At 54.7% G+C, this 16,270-nt stretch carries 16 protein-coding genes and 1 pseudogene; 3 read left to right on the plus strand and 14 right to left on the minus strand.

The window, feature by feature from the left end; all coding sequences use genetic code 11:
- Nucleotides 1-64: 64 nt before the first annotated feature.
- From NLX71_RS23325 to NLX71_RS23360, 8 genes are all read right to left on the minus strand, one after another.
- Nucleotides 65-1,513 carry a putative amidoligase domain-containing protein gene (locus NLX71_RS23325; protein WP_254366190.1) on the minus strand — a complete coding sequence of 483 codons (1,449 nt, stop codon included), beginning with the start codon at nt 1,511-1,513 and terminating at the stop codon, nt 65-67.
- Nucleotides 1,514-1,657: 144 nt separating this feature from the next.
- Nucleotides 1,658-2,224: an outer spore coat protein CotE gene (locus NLX71_RS23330; protein WP_254366191.1), complete on the minus strand. Its 567-nt coding sequence runs from the start codon at nt 2,222-2,224 to the stop codon at nt 1,658-1,660.
- 107 nt (nt 2,225-2,331) lie between these two features.
- Nucleotides 2,332-3,297, minus strand: a complete 966-nt coding sequence (locus NLX71_RS23335) for an aromatic acid exporter family protein (protein ID WP_254366192.1) — start codon at nt 3,295-3,297, stop codon at nt 2,332-2,334.
- A gap of 141 nt (nt 3,298-3,438) precedes the next feature.
- Complete coding sequence (locus NLX71_RS23340) at nt 3,439-4,377, minus strand: ABC transporter permease (RefSeq protein WP_254366193.1); 939 nt, start codon at nt 4,375-4,377, stop codon at nt 3,439-3,441.
- Nucleotides 4,358-5,158 carry an ABC transporter ATP-binding protein gene (locus NLX71_RS23345; RefSeq protein ID WP_254366194.1) on the minus strand — a complete coding sequence of 267 codons (801 nt, stop codon included), beginning with the start codon at nt 5,156-5,158 and terminating at the stop codon, nt 4,358-4,360. Before NLX71_RS23345 ends, NLX71_RS23340 begins: the two co-directional genes overlap by 20 nt.
- A gap of 163 nt (nt 5,159-5,321) precedes the next feature.
- Nucleotides 5,322-6,347 (minus strand): ABC transporter substrate-binding protein, encoded by a 1,026-nt coding sequence (locus NLX71_RS23350; RefSeq protein WP_254366195.1) that lies wholly within the window; start codon nt 6,345-6,347, stop codon nt 5,322-5,324.
- Nucleotides 6,348-6,520: 173 nt separating this feature from the next.
- Nucleotides 6,521-8,092 carry an FAD-dependent oxidoreductase gene (locus NLX71_RS23355; protein WP_254366196.1) on the minus strand — a complete coding sequence of 524 codons (1,572 nt, stop codon included), beginning with the start codon at nt 8,090-8,092 and terminating at the stop codon, nt 6,521-6,523.
- A 135-nt stretch (nt 8,093-8,227) separates the two neighbouring features.
- Nucleotides 8,228-9,748, minus strand: coding sequence for a carboxypeptidase M32 (locus tag NLX71_RS23360; RefSeq protein WP_302058409.1), 1,521 nt, complete (start codon nt 9,746-9,748; stop codon nt 8,228-8,230).
- Between the two features lie 108 nt (nt 9,749-9,856).
- On the opposite strand from NLX71_RS23360, the gene NLX71_RS23365 reads away from it, so the two are divergent.
- Entirely contained in the window at nt 9,857-10,201 is a 345-nt protein-coding gene (locus NLX71_RS23365) for an iron-sulfur cluster biosynthesis family protein (protein WP_254366197.1), read from the plus strand.
- A 43-nt stretch (nt 10,202-10,244) separates the two neighbouring features.
- Here NLX71_RS23365 and NLX71_RS23370 read toward each other — a convergent pair whose 3' ends face one another.
- The 6 genes and pseudogenes from NLX71_RS23370 to NLX71_RS27140 all read right to left on the minus strand — a co-directional run.
- Entirely contained in the window at nt 10,245-10,802 is a 558-nt protein-coding gene (locus NLX71_RS23370) for a beta-class carbonic anhydrase (RefSeq protein ID WP_254366198.1), read from the minus strand.
- A gap of 145 nt (nt 10,803-10,947) precedes the next feature.
- The gene (locus NLX71_RS23375) at nt 10,948-12,384 is read right to left on the minus strand and encodes a sensor histidine kinase (RefSeq protein WP_254366199.1); all 1,437 of its coding nucleotides are present in this window, start codon (nt 12,382-12,384) and stop codon (nt 10,948-10,950) included.
- Nucleotides 12,381-13,124: a response regulator transcription factor gene (locus tag NLX71_RS23380; RefSeq protein ID WP_254366200.1), complete on the minus strand. Its 744-nt coding sequence runs from the start codon at nt 13,122-13,124 to the stop codon at nt 12,381-12,383. Before NLX71_RS23380 ends, NLX71_RS23375 begins: the two co-directional genes overlap by 4 nt.
- A complete protein-coding gene (locus NLX71_RS23385; RefSeq protein WP_254366201.1) occupies nt 13,121-13,663 on the minus strand; it encodes a DUF309 domain-containing protein in 543 nt (180 codons plus the stop codon). Before NLX71_RS23385 ends, NLX71_RS23380 begins: the two co-directional genes overlap by 4 nt.
- 171 nt (nt 13,664-13,834) lie before the next feature.
- Nucleotides 13,835-14,941: a transposase gene (locus NLX71_RS23390; protein WP_254366205.1), complete on the minus strand. Its 1,107-nt coding sequence runs from the start codon at nt 14,939-14,941 to the stop codon at nt 13,835-13,837.
- Between the two features lie 11 nt (nt 14,942-14,952).
- Nucleotides 14,953-15,048 (minus strand): annotated as a pseudogene (locus tag NLX71_RS27140) (transposase); the annotation flags it as partial.
- Between the two features lie 294 nt (nt 15,049-15,342).
- Between NLX71_RS27140 and NLX71_RS23400 the strand changes: the two are divergent.
- Together NLX71_RS23400 and NLX71_RS23405 are read left to right on the plus strand one after the other, a co-directional pair.
- Nucleotides 15,343-15,777, plus strand: a complete 435-nt coding sequence (locus tag NLX71_RS23400; protein WP_254366202.1) for a hypothetical protein — start codon at nt 15,343-15,345, stop codon at nt 15,775-15,777.
- A gap of 24 nt (nt 15,778-15,801) precedes the next feature.
- The gene (locus tag NLX71_RS23405; protein ID WP_254366203.1) at nt 15,802-16,077 is read left to right on the plus strand and encodes a YxcD family protein; all 276 of its coding nucleotides are present in this window, start codon (nt 15,802-15,804) and stop codon (nt 16,075-16,077) included.
- Nucleotides 16,078-16,270 lie beyond the last annotated feature (193 nt).

A 16,270-nucleotide genomic window follows, 5' to 3' on the forward strand; every position in this document is an offset into this window, starting at 1 on the left:
ATATGTATCATGCTGTTCTATCATTTCATCATTATAGCATGAATTGCTAGAGAACTCCCATCCTCTAGCGGAAGGGAGAGATTCTCCACTTGGGCCGGATATCCTCGCGCTCGTTCCACGATTTCATCCGTAGCATCATGCGCCGAAGCGGCAATAAATAGCTTTCATATCGCCCATACTCCGGTATTCTCTCCAAATCTCTCCAGAGCGATGGCAGGAGCAGCCGGATACGCTCCTTGTCGCCGCGGTAATATGCCTTGACAACTTCCGGGTCGGACAAAGGCCGCTGCTTCAGCGCGCGGTCGTTCCCGGCCACAAGCTTGGCTAGCGCCAACACACCCTTCGCCACCGCAGGCGATACCATCCAGCTAGGCAGTACACGGTATTCGAAGCCGCCGTGCTTCTGACGGCGGAAGTCGCCGAGAAATCCGTACCGCGGCTTGCGCGCCCCCGTCGTCTCCCCCTCCAGCAGCGTCAGCGGCAGCGCCACATAGTTGTCCAAAGCGCGCAGCAGCCGGCTGCACAGCTCTACGCCGCTGAAATGAATATGGCCGCCCAGCGGAAAACCGCGGACCGGCATGCCGCCCGCCACCCAGATCAGTTCGGTATCGGAGATGCGTTTGGCCGCAAGCTGCATCGTCCGGTGCAAATGAATGACCAGCTCGCGTACATCCGTGCTTGGCTGCGGACGCAGCTCGGCGAGCGCGAATAGTTTTCTTCGGCCGGGCAGGACGATCGAATCGCAGCCGAACGGTCCGTCCTTCTCCGCGAACCGGGAGGCGAGCGCCACCTTGCCCTGCCGGTTAAGCAGCAGAAACTCCGGGTCCGCGCCCAGCATGACGTCCCCGCGTTTCACGGCCGTCTCTTCTTCCGGCAGTTCGCCGTATCGGTTCATCGCTTCCGCGAACAGCTCGGCCAGCCGCGAAGTCAAGAGCGGCACCGCCTCAACGCCGCGCACCGCAAGGCTGCCGTCCGGTCTAACCCCGATCCGTACGACGCCGTAATCGAGCCCGAGCGCATAGATCGCTTTTACCGCTTCGCGCATCGCTTTGGCGCCGTAATAGCTCGGCTGCTCCCGCCCGATTTCCGTATAATCAGCTTTATCCCCTTCGCGCGCCGCAAGGCTCTCTCCAGCTCCGCCCCCGTAAAACACGGTCTGCGGCTTATGGAACAGGGAGAGCGCCTGCAGATGAAACACCGGTACGACGAACCGGTGCGACCAGCGGTTGTCTTGACCGCGCACTCCGCCGTCTGCCTCTTGTTTTTCCAGGACACAATCGATCCCGTGCAGCTTCAGCTGCTCCGCCGCGCGGCACATGTTCGCCGCCAGCAGCATGCTTTTTACCGGCTGCAGCACCTCTCTATCTCCGCGGTCCGGATGATAGGTACCCCAATGGATCGTAACGTCCGGCTTTTCGCCTCCTTCCGGCGCTTTCGTTCCGTGCGGAATGCGAAGCCGCTCCAGCAGCAGACCGAGCGTCGGCTCGCCAGAGTGCAGCAAAAATGCACGCATGCTGATTCCTCCATTCGGATTTGAGCATCATTCGTGGCTTATGCCTGCCCATTCTTAGGGCTAAAAATAATTGGGTTCGGTCAACAAAAAAGAGGGCAAACGCCCTCTCCAACCTGCAACCGTTCAGCATATATTAACAACATATCAGTTCAATTCCTCATCAAGCAGATCGGGATCGAGATCCTCGAAATCGCCGTCGTCCACGCCGCCGAAATCCACATGCTTGTCGTCGTATTCGTCGCAGCCGTTCGGGCAGACAACGACACACACCTTCGTTTCGGCGAACATTTCAACCTTGAACTCCCGCTCGACGCGGATCAGCACGTTATCTCCGTGCGAGGAGATGCTGGCTTCCACGCAGTTCGGTTCTTGCGTTGCGACCGCCGCCACTTCTGCCGTCGACGGTTTATGCTTCTTATCGAGGTAGTGGAGCGGCACCACTTCCACATAAGATACAGTTTCTTTCGCGACATCCGTCTTGGTATTCCGGTCGTACGAATACCAAATGTTGATGTCGTAAGTACCTACCACTTCCACATTTTCCCCCGACTTTACCGCATCGTATTGGTTGTTGATAATCCAAGCACCCAGAATACTGGTCGGAGCATGAGGCGGAGTGACCGTGTTCGTTACTTGCGAAAATTTGCGTCCTTTGCCACAGACAGCCTTCGTATAGATCTCTCTGCACTGCAAATCTTTATCTAATGACATCCTTCTAACCTCCTCCATACAATCATTCATTAGAATTGTATGCAGGACATTGGCCTAGTGTGATAACTTTTTTATCATATTTTAAGTTTGTCGGAAGGTTAACAGAATCAGGCTCTCCCCAGCGGTTCCTCCATGGGCCGCTTTTCTTTTTTGGCGACGGACAAGTACACTTTTAGCTCTTCTACCAGTTGCAGCAGCGCGGCGCGAACCTCGAATTCCTCTCGCGTGGCTGGCAGCGGCATGGATCGGAATTGCTGCTCCAGTTCGTTCAGCTTTTTCTCGCTCCGCCCCGTATAATAAGGTACCTTGACATCCTCCGTCAGCCCGTCGAACACCAGAGCCAACAGCTCGCCGTGCGGCAGCGTCTGGTAGATGCGGGCGACGAGCTGCACCATTCGCTGGATCGCGTCCAGCTGCCGTTCCCTCATGTAAAAGTAAACCGACCAGTTGGGTCCCTCGGCGAACAAATCGTTCTCGTTCGCGCGCTGAGCGGCTTGAATCGCCTTGTGGATCGTATCGTCCGCCTCCAGCAGCTCCGCACCGCTCCATATGTAGTCGTTATCTCGCAGATGATGCGAGAGTTCCAAAAATATTTGCGAGAAAAGCTGCTCCACCCGATGCTTGTATTCCTGCAGCAGCTTGTCCTCTCTCGGCATATAGCCAATGTTGATCAGCGTCGCCGTGCCGAGCCCGACAAGGAGCAGGGCGATCTCGTTCAGCAGCAGCTCCGCGCTGACCCGGCCGGAGGCGAACACATGGAACATGACGACCGAGCCGGTAACGATGCCTTCCTTCAGCTTTAACCGGCTCAAAATCGGGTACAGCGCCAAAATAAACACGCCGATCACCCACACGTGAAAGCCAAGCGCCCAAAACAGCCCGGCGCCGAAAAACAACCCGACAATCGAGGCCGCAATGCGCTGAAACGACGTCTGAAGTCCTCTCTTTTTCGTTACGTCGACGCCTAACACCGCAAGCAGCCCCGCCGAAAGGGGGGACTGCAATCCGAGCGTCTGCGCCAAAAAAATGGATACAATAACCGCCAGCGCGGTTTTGATGACTCGAAATCCCATAGGCTGCGTTCCTCGCTTCGACAACGATCATAGTCGCTAAAAATTATTATGCAGATAAGGTACCCACATTTTATCGTTTTTCGACAAAATCCTCAACGAGTGAAGCTCATTTGTCGATAATCTTTTGTTTTTGGGATCTTTTCACGATTGTACCGTCAGCTTCCCTTCCAAATAAACAACGGCTTGATACATGAAGGTCGCGACCACGGCAATGAGTAGAACGCTGCCGATCACAAGCGTAAAGTTGAACACCTGAAAGCCATAGATGATCAAATAGCCGAGCCCTTCCTTGGAAACGAGAAACTCGCCGACGATGACCCCAACCCAGGAGAGCCCAACGTTTACTTTGAGCGTGGAGACGATCGTCGGATACGAAGCGGGCAGAATTACCTTTTGGAAAACCGCGCTCCGATTTCCCCCGAAAATCCGCACCACCTTGAGCAGATTCGGGTCCACCTCGCGGAAGCTGTTATACACGACCAGAATCGTGATGATTACGGTAATTGAGAGCGTTGTCGCGATGATCGACAGCATGCCCGGGCCAAGCGCGACGATAAACAAAGGTCCGAGCGCCACCTTAGGCAGGCTGTTCAGGACGACGATATACGGATCGAGCACGCGGGAGAGAAACGGCGAATACCAGATGAGCGCAGCGATTGCGGTACCGAGAAGCGTGCCGAGCACGAAGCCGACGATCGTCTCCCACACGGTCGTCCACGTATGCACAAGCAGCGTACCGTCTGCCGTTTTCTCAACCAGCAGCCCCCACACGCGCGTCGGAGAGCTGAAAAGAAGCCCGTCAATCCACTGCAATCGGCTCGCCGCTTCCCATCCCGCGAAAAATAAGATCAGCAGCGCCAGTTGGGTCAGGCGCACAGATGTCGTCAGCTTGCGCTCGCTCCGGCGAAATTGCGCGTACACTTGCCCGGCCAAGCTTTCGGATCGTACTGCTCCTGACGTTAAGCCGTCGGCCTTTGCGGCCCCATGCTCTTGCCGTTCGGACGGTTCGCCGGCTCCTTCAACAGCAGCATACGATACACTCCCGCTTGCCTTCGCCTCCTCAGATTTCCGCCGGTCCATGTCCCCCGCCTCCTTTCCCATCCATCTGCTCGAACCGCCCCCACAACTCGCGGAACAATTCGTGAAAGCCCCCAATCTCGCGGGCATGCAGCGGCTGGGCTTCCCGAATAGCCTCCGGTACAATGACCTCGGTCAGTACACGTCCGGGATTCGGCTGGAGCACGACAATCCTGTCGCTCATGGCAATCGCTTCGGTGATGTCATGGGTGACAAGCACGGCGGTCTTGCCGCGTGCCTTCAATGTCGCAGAAATCAAATCCTCCAGTTGGAGCTTGGTCTGGTAGTCCAGAGCCGAGAACGGCTCATCCAGCAGCAGGATGTCCGGTTCCGTCGCAAGTGTCCGTACCAGCGCAACCCGTTGGCGCATGCCGCCGGACAACTGGTGCGGATAACGGTCAGCATAGCCGCCAAGCCCCATTTCGTCCAGCAAATCCAGCACATATTGACGGGTGGCGGCATTCAAGCGTCCGAGCAATTCGAGACCGATGGAGGCGTTCTCGAAGATCGTCCGCCAAGGGAATAAATAATCCTGCTGGAGCATATATCCGACTTTCGGAGTCGGTTTTTGAATCGGTTCGCCCAGCACCCGCACCGTTCCCGAAGTCGGCGTCAGCAAGCCGCTGATTAGCGAAAGCACGGTCGTCTTCCCGCAGCCGCTCGGGCCGATGAGACTGACGAATTCGCCCGGCGCGATCGCGAGCTGCACATCCTGCAGCGCGACGAACGCGCCTTTGCGGTTGACATATACTTGTGAAACGCCGTCCAGCTCCACGGCATACATACGGCCTTCCCTCCTTGTGTGCGCTTATCCTGTGAGTGAGACAGCGGGAGGACGCCTGACAGCTCTTCGAAAAAGCGACGTTTTCCGCAGCGAGCCCTCAAGCCCCTGCAACGGCAATCCCGAAGCGCTGTCGCGCCCTCGTCGACCATAACGGCTACAGGCACTACTTCACGTTTTGTTTCGCTTTTTCCGCAAGTTGATTGTTGACGAGCGTGTTGTAATCGGCGCGCTTCTTGAGCTCCCCGGCCGCTTCCATCACATCCTGCAGGTTGTTCCACTCCTGTTCTTCCACGATGCCGTTGGCAGCAAACGAGCCTTGGTCCTTGTATCGCTTGATGACGCTGCGGACGATATCTTTATCCGTGTCCTGGAAGTAAGGGGCGATGGCCGCCGCAATGTCGTCCACGCTGCTTTGCTGTACCCAATTTTGCGCTTTTTGCACGGCATTGGCGAATTTTTGGACCGTATCCGCGTTCTTGTTGATGTAGCTCTTTTTCGCCATGAATACCGTATAAGGCAGCTTGCCGCTCTCTACCCCGAAGGAAGCGACGACGTAGCCTTTGCCCTGCTTCTCGAACATCGATGCCTGCGGCTCGAACAACTGCACGTAGTCCCCCGTGCCCGATGCGAAAGCGGTCGGAATGTTGACGAACTCCACGTTCTGGAGCAGGTTCAAATCGTTCTGAAGATGGATACCGTGCTTCTTCAGCGTAAATTCGCCTGTCATCTGCGGCATCCCGCCCTTGCGCTGGCCCAGAAAAATTGAGCCCTTCAGCTTGTTCCAATCGAACGAGCCTTCGAGCGGCTTGCGCGCCACGAGAAACGTTCCGTCGGTTTGCGTCAATTGCGAGAAGTTGACGACCGGGTCGCTCGTACCTTGCTGATGCACGTAGATCGACGTCTCGGAGCCGACCAGCGCGACGTCGATCCCGCCTGACAGCAGCGTCGTCATCGTTTTATCGCCGCCGAACGTCGTCGTCAGCTCGATATCGAGCCCCTGCTCTTTGAAAAATCCTTTCTCCAACGCCACATATTCCGGCGCGTAGAAGATCGACCGGGTCACCTCGCCGACCCGGACCTTCACCCGCTCCCCGCTTTTCTTCGGACCGCAGCCTGCGAGCGTCGCGCACAACGCAAGCGCCAGCACAAGCATAAGCGCCGCCGCTCTCCCCAGACGCCTTGTTTTCATAGGCCAGTCCCTCCCTGTCAGCGTCTTAACGCATGACGAACTTTAGATATGACAGCATATGAACGCGCCTAGAAAATGGTGAGAGCGGATGTCTGCCGAAGCCAAAAAAGGCCGCTTCCACGGAAGATCCGCGGAAACAGCCTCGAAGCAGCATTCAATTCGTATCAAGTTCGTTAAACGGCGGTTATTTTCGGCCATGCCAATTCAAAGCCTTGATTGACAAGCGCTTTCTGGAACGCTTCGAGCTTAGCCGGTGTATTCCGCACTTCGCGGGGCTGGTAGCCGTTTTGCAGGCAAAAAGCGGCCAGCGCACCTGTGGCTTCCCCGATGTTCCACTCCACGGGATGCAGCCGGTAGCAGCCGTTCGTAATATGCGTCGTGCCGAGATTTTTGCAGGCCGGCAGCAGGTTTTCCAGCCGGACCGGAATCAGACTGCCAAGCGGGATTTGAAACGGCAGCGATGAGATGTCGAGATAATTGCGGCCCGTCATGCTGGGGTGCAGGTCGATCCGGTAGCAGCCGACTCCTACGGAATCCGGGAACGGCGCCGCCCCCTGCTCGCCGCGCACCGCTGCGCTCACATGCTGCTCCAGCACGGTGAACTCCGCGCGGATGCGTCTGGACTCCCGGATGTACGGATATTTCGCCAATCCGTCCTCCGTACCGACCACATCCGGCCGCAGCCGCAGACCGGGGTAACCTGCCCCTCCGTCCGGGCGGGGAGCTTCCGTTTGCAGCCAGTACAAGAGCGACAAGCTGAGCTGCTTCGCCTGCCGCGCATGCTTCTGCGCTTCCTCCGGTTTCACGTCGTACACGTTGCCGAGCCAATAATCGTTCTGCGACCAATTGACAATCGTAATGTCGCTCGGAAACGTGCCGGGCGCGAAATTCGCTTTGTCGACGATGCGCCGGTAGTAAAACAGCGAATATTTATTCGTACCCAAAAACAACGTGTCCTCCACAGGCTTCAATGTGCGCGGATCGGGCGATACCCAGCTAAGCTGCTTGTCCGGCCAAAAATCCGCCCGGTAGTTTCGCCAGAAGTTGTAATCCTTCGGTTTATCGATTACATGGTTTTCGCCTTCCTTGTAATCCATGGCGAAGCAGTGGGTAAACGCCTGAATGTCCCGCGGATTGGGCGCACCGTCCAACGCATGGGGCTCGCCCGTCTGCCGCTTCGATTCCGCGCCCGTCACATATTCCGCGCAGGTCAGCGGAAGCAGCTCGCCCGTCTCGGTCGCATCCAAAATATATGCGGCGCGAATCGTATGCCGGTGACCCGTCTCCCCGATTACGGTAACCGACCGTACACGGTCGCCGTCCGTCTCGGCCGCAACGGGCCGGTGCCGGGTCATGATCATGAGCCTGCCGCTGTGCACGTAAGGGGCCAGCATATCTTGCAGAACGGCCAAATAGGCTCTCGGCTCCGCACCAATCCGGCTCACACCGCCGTTGCCGGGGTTTAAGTAATAGACCGAGCGCGCCTCTGCGGTCAGCGGAAACTTTGTCTTATAATAGGCGCGCACTCCGTCGCGAAATTCTCGATAGCTGCGGGTGCAGCCGAATTGTTCGATCCATTGGTGCTCGTCGGGTGGGACGGCCTGACTGGTCAGTTGCCCGCCGATCCAATCCGTCTCCTCGGTCAGGATGACCTGTCTTCCCATTCGGGCAGCCGCCAACGCGGCTGCGCAGCCTCCGACACCTCCGCCGATAATGGCAATGTCCGCTTGAAGTTCCTTGTGCATACACGGTCGCCTCCTTGTCGTCTGTTCCCTTCGGATAAACAAAAAATCGTCTGACATAAGAATAGACTGGTACAATACCCAAAAGGTTACATCTGAGAAAATAAAAAAAACGGGGACCGTGTCCCCGCAGTTGGATTAAAGCTTATAAATATCGGAATATTTCACGCGCAAATAATCGACCAAGTAGGACGGGTTCAACTCCTCGCCCGTCACCCGGGTAATGATTTCCGTCGGCGTCTGGCTTTTGCCGTATTGATATATTTTATCCGCCAGCCAAGACTTGATCGGAATCAGATTGCCCTCGCGAACCAGCTCTTCCACGTTGCCAAGCTCCTGCTCCAGCGTGCGTTTCATTTGCGCGGCGTACATGTTGCCCAGCGCGTACGACGGGAAGTAGCCGAACGAGCCGCCCGACCAATGCACGTCCTGCAGCACCCCTTCGCCGTTATGGGAAGGCACGATGCCGAGATATTCCCGGTATTTCTCGTTCCACACCTCCGGCAGGTCGGCAACCTTCACCGCCCCGCTGAACAGCGCCTTCTCGATCTCATACCTTACCATAATATGCAGGTTGTACGTCAGCTCGTCGGCTTCGATCCGGATGAGCGACGGCTTCACCTCGTTCGTGGCGCGGTAAAAATCTTCTACGCTCACCTTGTCGAACTGGCCGGCGTAATTTTTTTGCAGCTCAGGGAAATAACGGTTCCAGAACGGGCGGCTGCGTCCGATCATATTTTCCCAGAAGCGCGACTGCGATTCGTGGATGCCCATCGACGTTCCCGTGCACAGCGGCGTGCCGAGCAATTCCATCGAAATGTTCTGCTCGTAGAGCGCATGCCCGCCCTCGTGGATCGTGCCGAACAGCGCGCTGTTCACATCGTTCAGCAGGTAGCGCGTCGTAATCCGCACGTCGCCCGGGTTCAGGCCGGTCGCAAATGGATGGACGGTTTCGTCCAGGCGTCCCGCTTCGAAATCGTAACCCATCTGCTCCAATATGTATAAGCTGAACTTCTTTTGCTTGTCCTTGTCGAACGTCTGCTTCAAGAATCCGGTTTCCGGCTTGTGAGCCGACTCCTGAATCGCCGACAGCAGCGGAACGACCTGCTCGCGCAGCGCCCCGAACACTTGATCAAGCTTCTCTACGGTCATGCCCGGCTCATACGCATCAAGCAGCGTGTTGTACTTGTGTCCTTCGTAGCCCCACAGGTCGATGAACTGCAGGTTCATATCGACGATTTTTTCCAAATACGGCTGGAAGCCCGGAAAATCGGCCTGATGCTTCGCATCTTCCCAAGCCGATTCCGCCTGCGTGGTAAGCACCACATATTCCTGATACAGCTTCGGCGGAATTTTTTTGCTGCGGTCGTACTCCTTCTTGCACTCGCTTACAATTCTGCGGTCGATAGCCGACAGCTCCGACTGTACCCCGGACGAAGCGAAGTAGTCCAAAAACGAGTCCATTTCGTCCGACACTGACATTTTGAACAGCTCGCCGGACAGCTCGCCGACGACTTCGGACCTTGCCGCAATTCCTTTCTTCGGCGCGCCTGTGCGCATGTCCCAATAAATGAGTCCGATGGCTTCCTCATAGCTTTTCATCTTTTTCAGATATTGCTTGTATTCCGTCAATTTGGTTTCCAGATTTCCTGTCGACAACGGGCATTCCCCTTTCCAAAGATATACATTGATCATACTGTGTTCGCAGAGCAGAAGCAAATATCGCCGAAATGAGGTATGATAAAAAGGAAAGGAGTGTGACGTGAGATGCGAATCATCTTTACGGAAAGTGCGGTAGCGGAAATCCGGCGCATCCTGGACCGGCAAGCGGGCGGACGGCTGAAGCTTGTCTACGATGCGGAGGGCTGCGGGTGCGCGGTCAGCGGCGTGCCGACGCTGTGGATCACTGACGAGCCGGACCGGAACGATTTTATCGTGGCGGGGGAGCCGTTCGAAGTGCTGATGGACCGGAAGCACGAGGTGTTTTTCGAGGAAAACATGACGATCGACTTTCAAGTGAGCGGCTACTGCTTTGTCTTGAAAAGCAGCGGACAAATCTACAATGCGAGCATGCGGCTGATTGACAAGCGCAATGCCGTCGCGAACCGGTGAGAAGGCGAATCGCCTTTCTCACCTTTTTCGTTCCGGGAACGGCTTAATAGCCGTCGACGATGACATCCAGCTTGCCGGTCGAGGGGTCGATGACAAGCCCGTGAATCGGGATGGCCGGCACGAGCGGATGGTTCTTGATCAGATTTACGCTGCTTTTGACGCTTTCGTTGACATCTTCGAAGCCCCGCAGCCACCGTTCGAGGTTCATGCCCGAATACTCCAGCGTTTTGAGCGTCTCTTCTTTAATTCCCCGCGCCACAAACTTCTCCTTCACGCGATCCGGGTTCATGTGGCTCATCCCGCAATCGTGATGGCCGATGACAAGCACTTCGTCCGCGCCCAGCTCATAGATCGCCACGATAATACTGCGCATGATGCCGCCGAACGGAGTCGAGACGACGCCTCCGGCCGTTTTAATCATCTTGACGTCGCCGTTCTTAATATTCATGCTGGCCGGAAGCAGCTCGATCAGACGCGTATCCATGCAAGTAAGAATGACGAATTTCCGATCCGGAAATTTCGAGGTTAAGTAGGGCTCGTACTTTTGCTGCTCGACAAACGTGCGGTTGTACTCCATGATCTGGGATAGTAAATTCGGCATTCGCACTTCATCCTTCCTGTTCTACCTTCTTATTTCTATTGAGCCGGTTCCAAGTTGGTTAGGCTGACGATTTTTAAATCTTAGCTTGTTTTTTGCTATTTCACAAGGCGCATCGTTTCCAGCAGCCCCATCAGTTGCCAAAGCGCTACGGGGAAACAAGCGGGAACGCGATCCGGAACTCCGTGCCTTTCCCGAGCTCGCTTGCTGCCGCTATCGACCCTTTCATCCCCGTGACGAGATGCTTGACGATGGTCAGACCGAGCCCGGTACCGTCCGAATCGCCGGAGCGCGACGGCTCCGCCTTGTAGAACCGATCCCAGATCCGAAGCAGCTCGCTCTCACTCATGCCGATCCCCGTATCGCGCACGACGATGACGGCCTCCTCTCCTTCGGCGGCAAGCTCGACGGTAATCGTTCCCCCGGAAGGCGTGAACCGGATCGCGTTATATAGCAGGTTGAGCAAAATTTGCGCAAAGCGGTCCGGATCAAGCTCGCACCGCAGCGGCGGCGTTCCCGGCACAGGGTCGATCAAGCGCACATCCAGCCCTTTGTCGGAAGCGGCGCTTTGCACCAGCTCCAGCACCTCGCTCACCTTGGCCGGCAGCGCAACGGGTCGCGTCCGGAAGACGTCCGTTCCGTTCTGAATGCGGGCCAAGTCGAGCAGGTCGTCTACGAGCCGCTGCAGCCGCTGCACCTCATGATCGCATATTTTCAAATAATGGTAGAATTTCTCGGGCGGAATGACCCGGTCGTTCATCGCGACGATCAGCCCGCGCAGCGACGTCAGCGGCGACCGCAGCTCATGCGATACGTTGGCCAGGAATTCCTGGCGGTTGTCGTCCCACTGCTCCAACTGACCGACCATGAAGTTAAAGCTGCGCGCCAGTTCGCCGACCTCGTCGTTGGACGAGACCGGTACTCTCGTTGAAAAATCGCCGTTCGCCACTTCAAGCGCCGCATGGTTCATTTGCTGAAGAGGACCGGCCAGCTTGCGCGACAAGATGAAAAGGATCACCCCTACGGCAACCAAGGAGAACAGCAGCGGAACGAAAATATTCCAGCGGATGGCCTTTAGCGCTTCGCTGCTTTCCAGCGCAGGGACGAGCATCATGACGACGATCGGCTGACCGCTCAGCTCCGCGGGCGTGTAATAGGCCAGCAGCCCTTCCCTGCTGTGCGGATCGACTTTGTATTGCCCTGCCGAATACCCGCTCCTGCCTTTAAGTCCTTCTGCGAGCAACGGCTCAAGCGGCCTCGGAATCGCCGCTCCCTCCCGGTCCGACGAACCGTACAACACCGTGCCTTTCGCATTGACCAGCCATACCGAGCCGTTCATACTGCGGCCGATGATGCGGCTGCCGAGCCGCAGTTCTCTTGTGGAAAGCGTCCCCTCCTGAACCGCGGGCAATAGCTTGATGACTTCGGCGGCACGCGAGCGCAGCAGCTCTTTTTTGTCCTTATAGAAAAAATCGGTAAAATAAGAATTCCAAAACACGGCCAGTCCTACGAACACAAGCACGCACGTGGCGAGAAAGGAAAGAAAAATTTGAATATACAAGCTGCGCAGCCACTGCTTGATCATACCTCGCGCACCTCGAACGAGTACCCGATGCCCCACAGCGTTTGAATCGTCCAGGCCTCATGGGAGCCGAGCTTCTTGCGCAAATTTTTCACGTGGGCATCCACGGTTCGGGTACCGCCGCTGAAATCGAAGTTCCACACGTACCCGAGCAGATCCTCGCGGGTGTATACCCTGCCGGGGCTGGCGGCCAAAAAGTGCATCAGCTCGATCTCTTTGGGCGTCAAGTCGACTCTGCTTCCGTTTAAGCTTACCTTATACTGATCCAGATCAATGCTTAAATTGCCGACCTCCAACGGTTTCGGGACATGCTCCCCGGGTACCGGCAGAGCGGTTCCCGACTGCCCGGCGCGCCGCAGGACGGCCTTGATCCGCGCAACCATTTCGTTCGGGTCGAACGGCTTGACGATATAATCGTCCACCCCGAGGTTAAAGCCGCGCAGCTTATCGATCGACTCGCCCTTGGCGGTCAGGAAAATAATCGGTGTAGCGCCTTGCGCTCCCGGCAGCTTGCGGATCTGGCTGCACAGCTCGAAGCCCGATACGTCAGGCAGCATGACGTCCAGCAGCACAAGGTCGGGCGCTTCGGCCTTCACCCGCTCCAGCACCTCTCCGCCCCGAAAGTGCAGAAGGGGGACATAACCCGCGTGCTCCAGATAAAGCCGTATGACTTCGACGATATGCGGCTCGTCGTCCACAACCATAATTTTCTGCGGATCGCCGCTTACGGGCATCCGGCTCATACGCCGTCCCCCATCGTCCTGCGCTCCATTCTGAGCTGCTTCTGCATCTCCCGCTCCGCGATGACGTCGCTACGGTCGCGCAGCGTATGCTTATGGATGAGATACGTATCGTTCAAGTCGCTCGGCTGTCCCCATTCGGCTTGCGCCTGAGCGGCAGCATCCCGGCATAAGGCGTTCAGCGCCTCGTCCCGCAGCGGAATATCCAGATCGGTATAGATGAAATCGGCCTGTTCCAGCTCACGCTGACGCGCCTGTAGACGCAGCCGGAATTCGGCCGCGTCGATGCCAAGCTGCTCCAACTGCTCGTCCTTGAACCGTTGGAGCGAGCTCGCAAGCATTTTGACCGCCCCGGCCCGATTGCCCCGCCGCTGATGGTATAGCGATACAGCCACTTGAATCAGCCCGACGCAAGCCTCGCGGCAAGGATCTTCCGGATGCTCCTTCCAGTATTCTTCCATCACCTCGTGGCATTCGAAAAAATCGCGCTCCGCATGGAAGTGCACCAAATATTGAATATACGCTTCGGTATAATTAGGCATCGCAATATCCCTCTGTTCTGTTGTTTTGTTCGTGTTTTTTTTTATTGTAACAAGTTCGTGTGAACTACCCGCCACCTACGCTTTGCTTAGAGGTGGGGGCTTCTAAGGTAATCGTACCTAGCGGTACGAAATTTACTTAGCTATCGAGCCTGTTCCATGCTCTATATATGATTATGCTAACCATCGCAATCCTTCACGCTTGATATTGATCGAAGCATTCCAGTCCCGATCTGCAACAAAACCACAATCGCAGTGGAATGTACGCTCAGAAAGAGATAGGGACTCCCTCACTTGACCGCAACTTGAACACGTTTTGGATGAGGGAAACCACTTATCTATTTTGATAAGCCTTTTCCCTTGCTCCTCCAACTTGTATTGGAGAAATGTCGTGAACATGCCCCATGCATTATCGGCAACGCTTTTGCCGAAATGAAGGGCTTGTGACATTCCCTTCATGTTGAGATCTTCGATAACTACGCAATCATAAAGTTTCGCTAATCTGTGTGATTCCTTATGTAGAAAGTCTTTTCTTTGATTTGCTATTCTTTCGTGCAGTTTTGCAACGTTCAACCGCTGCTTATGCCAACGGTTAGAACCTTTCTTTCTACGTGCTAGAATACGCTGTTCCTTCGCTAATTTTTCCAAGGCTCGACGATAGAAATGAGGGGAATTGGCTGTCTTCCCCTCTTCACTTTCAACAAATAAGCCGTTCATGGAAAAATCCAAGCCAACAACAGCTTGTATTTCTTTTGGTACCGGTTGATGTTCGTATTCGGTGAGGATCGAAATATAGTATTTTCCTGTTTTTGTTCGAGAAACCGTACAAGACTTGATGATGTGATGTGACGGAATTTCTCGATGCTGCTTCATTTTTACAAGTTTCAATTTCGGTAATTTGATATAACCATCCAAGAGCATGATGTTTCCATTGACCACGTTCGTTGTATAGGACTGCTTTGCTTTGCGACTTTTGAACTTCGGAAATTCAGCACGTCTGGAAAAGAAGTTTTGGTATGCCTTTTGCAGATGGAGCTGAGCGTTTGCTAACGCAAGGCTATCTACTTCCTTTAGCCAAGGATGCTCACTCTTGTATTTTGCAGGTGTAGGTAACTTTTGTTTCTTCAACGCATCTGGATCATCCTTGAATTGCTCGTAGGTTTCCTTTCGTTCAGCCAACATTTTGTTGTACACAAAACGAACGCAACCGAAGGTTTTTGCAAGCAGTTGTTCTTGTTGAAGCGTTGGGTACAAACGGAACTTATAGGCCTTGTTTGCTATGTCGAATCACCTCACTTCATCTCTTGATTTTCGATATATTTCTTGATCACTTCAAGAGGTGCGCCACCCGTTGTAAGTAAGCAAAAACTTCTTGACCAAAAGTATTCGATATTTCACGACCAAAACAAGATGATAATACAGATATAACACCGAATGATTACTGTTGTCTAATGCCATTGATATAATAGCCTTTATTTTATATAAGACTGATTATATCTCATCATAGAAAATATGGCAACAAAAAAGACTTTAGGCTTCGCCTACCGAATTCATCTCCCACTTTCATCAAGCTTCGCAAGATTTAGAAGTGGGAGGGAAGTTAAATTCTGAAACCATCGCCCACATTATACGTAGTAACCTATTGCAAGAAGTCTAATTTATGTAATGGAGGATGCAAAAAGATGTTGAAGAAGTTGTCTCTCATTTTGATGGCTTGCATGCTGGTGTTTTCATTCACCGCGCCCGGCATGATCGATGCCAAGGGGTACAAGTCCTCGAAAAAAAGCTACACGCCAAGCAGTTCCAACAGCACGCAAACGCCGAACAACGGTGTCAATAAAACCGAGCCGGCCGCTTCCAAAACGCCAGCCGGCACACCGGCGGCGCCGGCAGCGAAACCGGGCTTTTTCAGCGGCGGTCTGATGAAGGGCTTGATGATCGGCGGTCTGGCGGGTCTTCTCTTCGGAGGTCTGTTCGGCGGCATGGGCTTCCTCGGCGACTTGCTCGGCATGCTGGTAAACGTGCTTGCGGTTGTCGTGCTGTTCGTCGTCATCCGTAAAATTTTCGTCTACTTCCGCGACCGTAAGAAGTTGAAGGAAGAACCGAAGCAACTTTAATAATAGGGTAAAGAGGTTATCAGTATGCGACTATCGGAACAAGAAATTATCAATGCGATATGCCTGAATATCGCCGAACGAAAGCAGATTCATCCGTCGCAAGTCGAAGTGGAACTCATGTGGGACGAGGAGCATGGCTTCTCCGCAGAAGTACACGCCGAAGGCCGCAGCCAGATCCTGATCGCCGCCAATATGCTGGAAGCGATCGAGCGCTACCTGCTCAAGGAGCAAAATATCCGCGTGTTCCGGGATCAAATCCAGCTCGTGCTGGAAGACGAAATCGTCGCCGATATCAGTTGAACCTTCCGAACAACCCTTCAAGCCATAGCTTGGAGGGTTGTTTTTTGTCTCCAATGGCCGCCTAATCAGGATTCTATTATTTTCCTTGGAACTTCGAGCCTCTTCTAACGTTTAATAGCACGCCTGTTGATTAACCAAAATAAGGTATTCAAAAATTGAAAAAAGGCCACTCTTTCGATAAAATCGATTCTAC

This window comes from Paenibacillus sp. MZ04-78.2 (assembly GCF_024213375.1).
Taxonomy (GTDB): domain Bacteria; phylum Bacillota; class Bacilli; order Paenibacillales; family NBRC-103111; genus Paenibacillus_G.

Bases quoted from the DNA above. Each gene is read 5' to 3' on its own strand.
- NLX71_RS23330 (WP_254366191.1), bottom strand. From the start codon at position 2,224: ATGTCATTAGATAAAGATTTGCAGTGCAGAGAGATCTATACGAAGGCT.
- NLX71_RS23375 (WP_254366199.1), bottom strand. From the start codon at position 12,384: ATGATCAAGCAGTGGCTGCGCAGCTTGTATATTCAAATTTTTCTTTCC.
- NLX71_RS23365 (WP_254366197.1), top strand. From the start codon at position 9,857: ATGCGAATCATCTTTACGGAAAGTGCGGTAGCGGAAATCCGGCGCATC.
- NLX71_RS23350 (WP_254366195.1), bottom strand. From the start codon at position 6,347: ATGAAAACAAGGCGTCTGGGGAGAGCGGCGGCGCTTATGCTTGTGCTG.
- NLX71_RS23370 (WP_254366198.1), bottom strand. From the start codon at position 10,802: ATGCCGAATTTACTATCCCAGATCATGGAGTACAACCGCACGTTTGTC.
- NLX71_RS23340 (WP_254366193.1), bottom strand. From the start codon at position 4,377: ATGGACCGGCGGAAATCTGAGGAGGCGAAGGCAAGCGGGAGTGTATCG.
- NLX71_RS23405 (WP_254366203.1), top strand. From the start codon at position 15,802: ATGCGACTATCGGAACAAGAAATTATCAATGCGATATGCCTGAATATC.
- NLX71_RS23325 (WP_254366190.1), bottom strand. From the start codon at position 1,513: ATGCGTGCATTTTTGCTGCACTCTGGCGAGCCGACGCTCGGTCTGCTG.
- NLX71_RS23335 (WP_254366192.1), bottom strand. From the start codon at position 3,297: ATGGGATTTCGAGTCATCAAAACCGCGCTGGCGGTTATTGTATCCATT.
- NLX71_RS23385 (WP_254366201.1), bottom strand. From the start codon at position 13,663: ATGCCTAATTATACCGAAGCGTATATTCAATATTTGGTGCACTTCCAT.
- NLX71_RS23380 (WP_254366200.1), bottom strand. From the start codon at position 13,124: ATGAGCCGGATGCCCGTAAGCGGCGATCCGCAGAAAATTATGGTTGTG.
- NLX71_RS23355 (WP_254366196.1), bottom strand. From the start codon at position 8,092: ATGCACAAGGAACTTCAAGCGGACATTGCCATTATCGGCGGAGGTGTC.
- NLX71_RS23345 (WP_254366194.1), bottom strand. From the start codon at position 5,158: ATGTATGCCGTGGAGCTGGACGGCGTTTCACAAGTATATGTCAACCGC.
- NLX71_RS23400 (WP_254366202.1), top strand. From the start codon at position 15,343: ATGTTGAAGAAGTTGTCTCTCATTTTGATGGCTTGCATGCTGGTGTTT.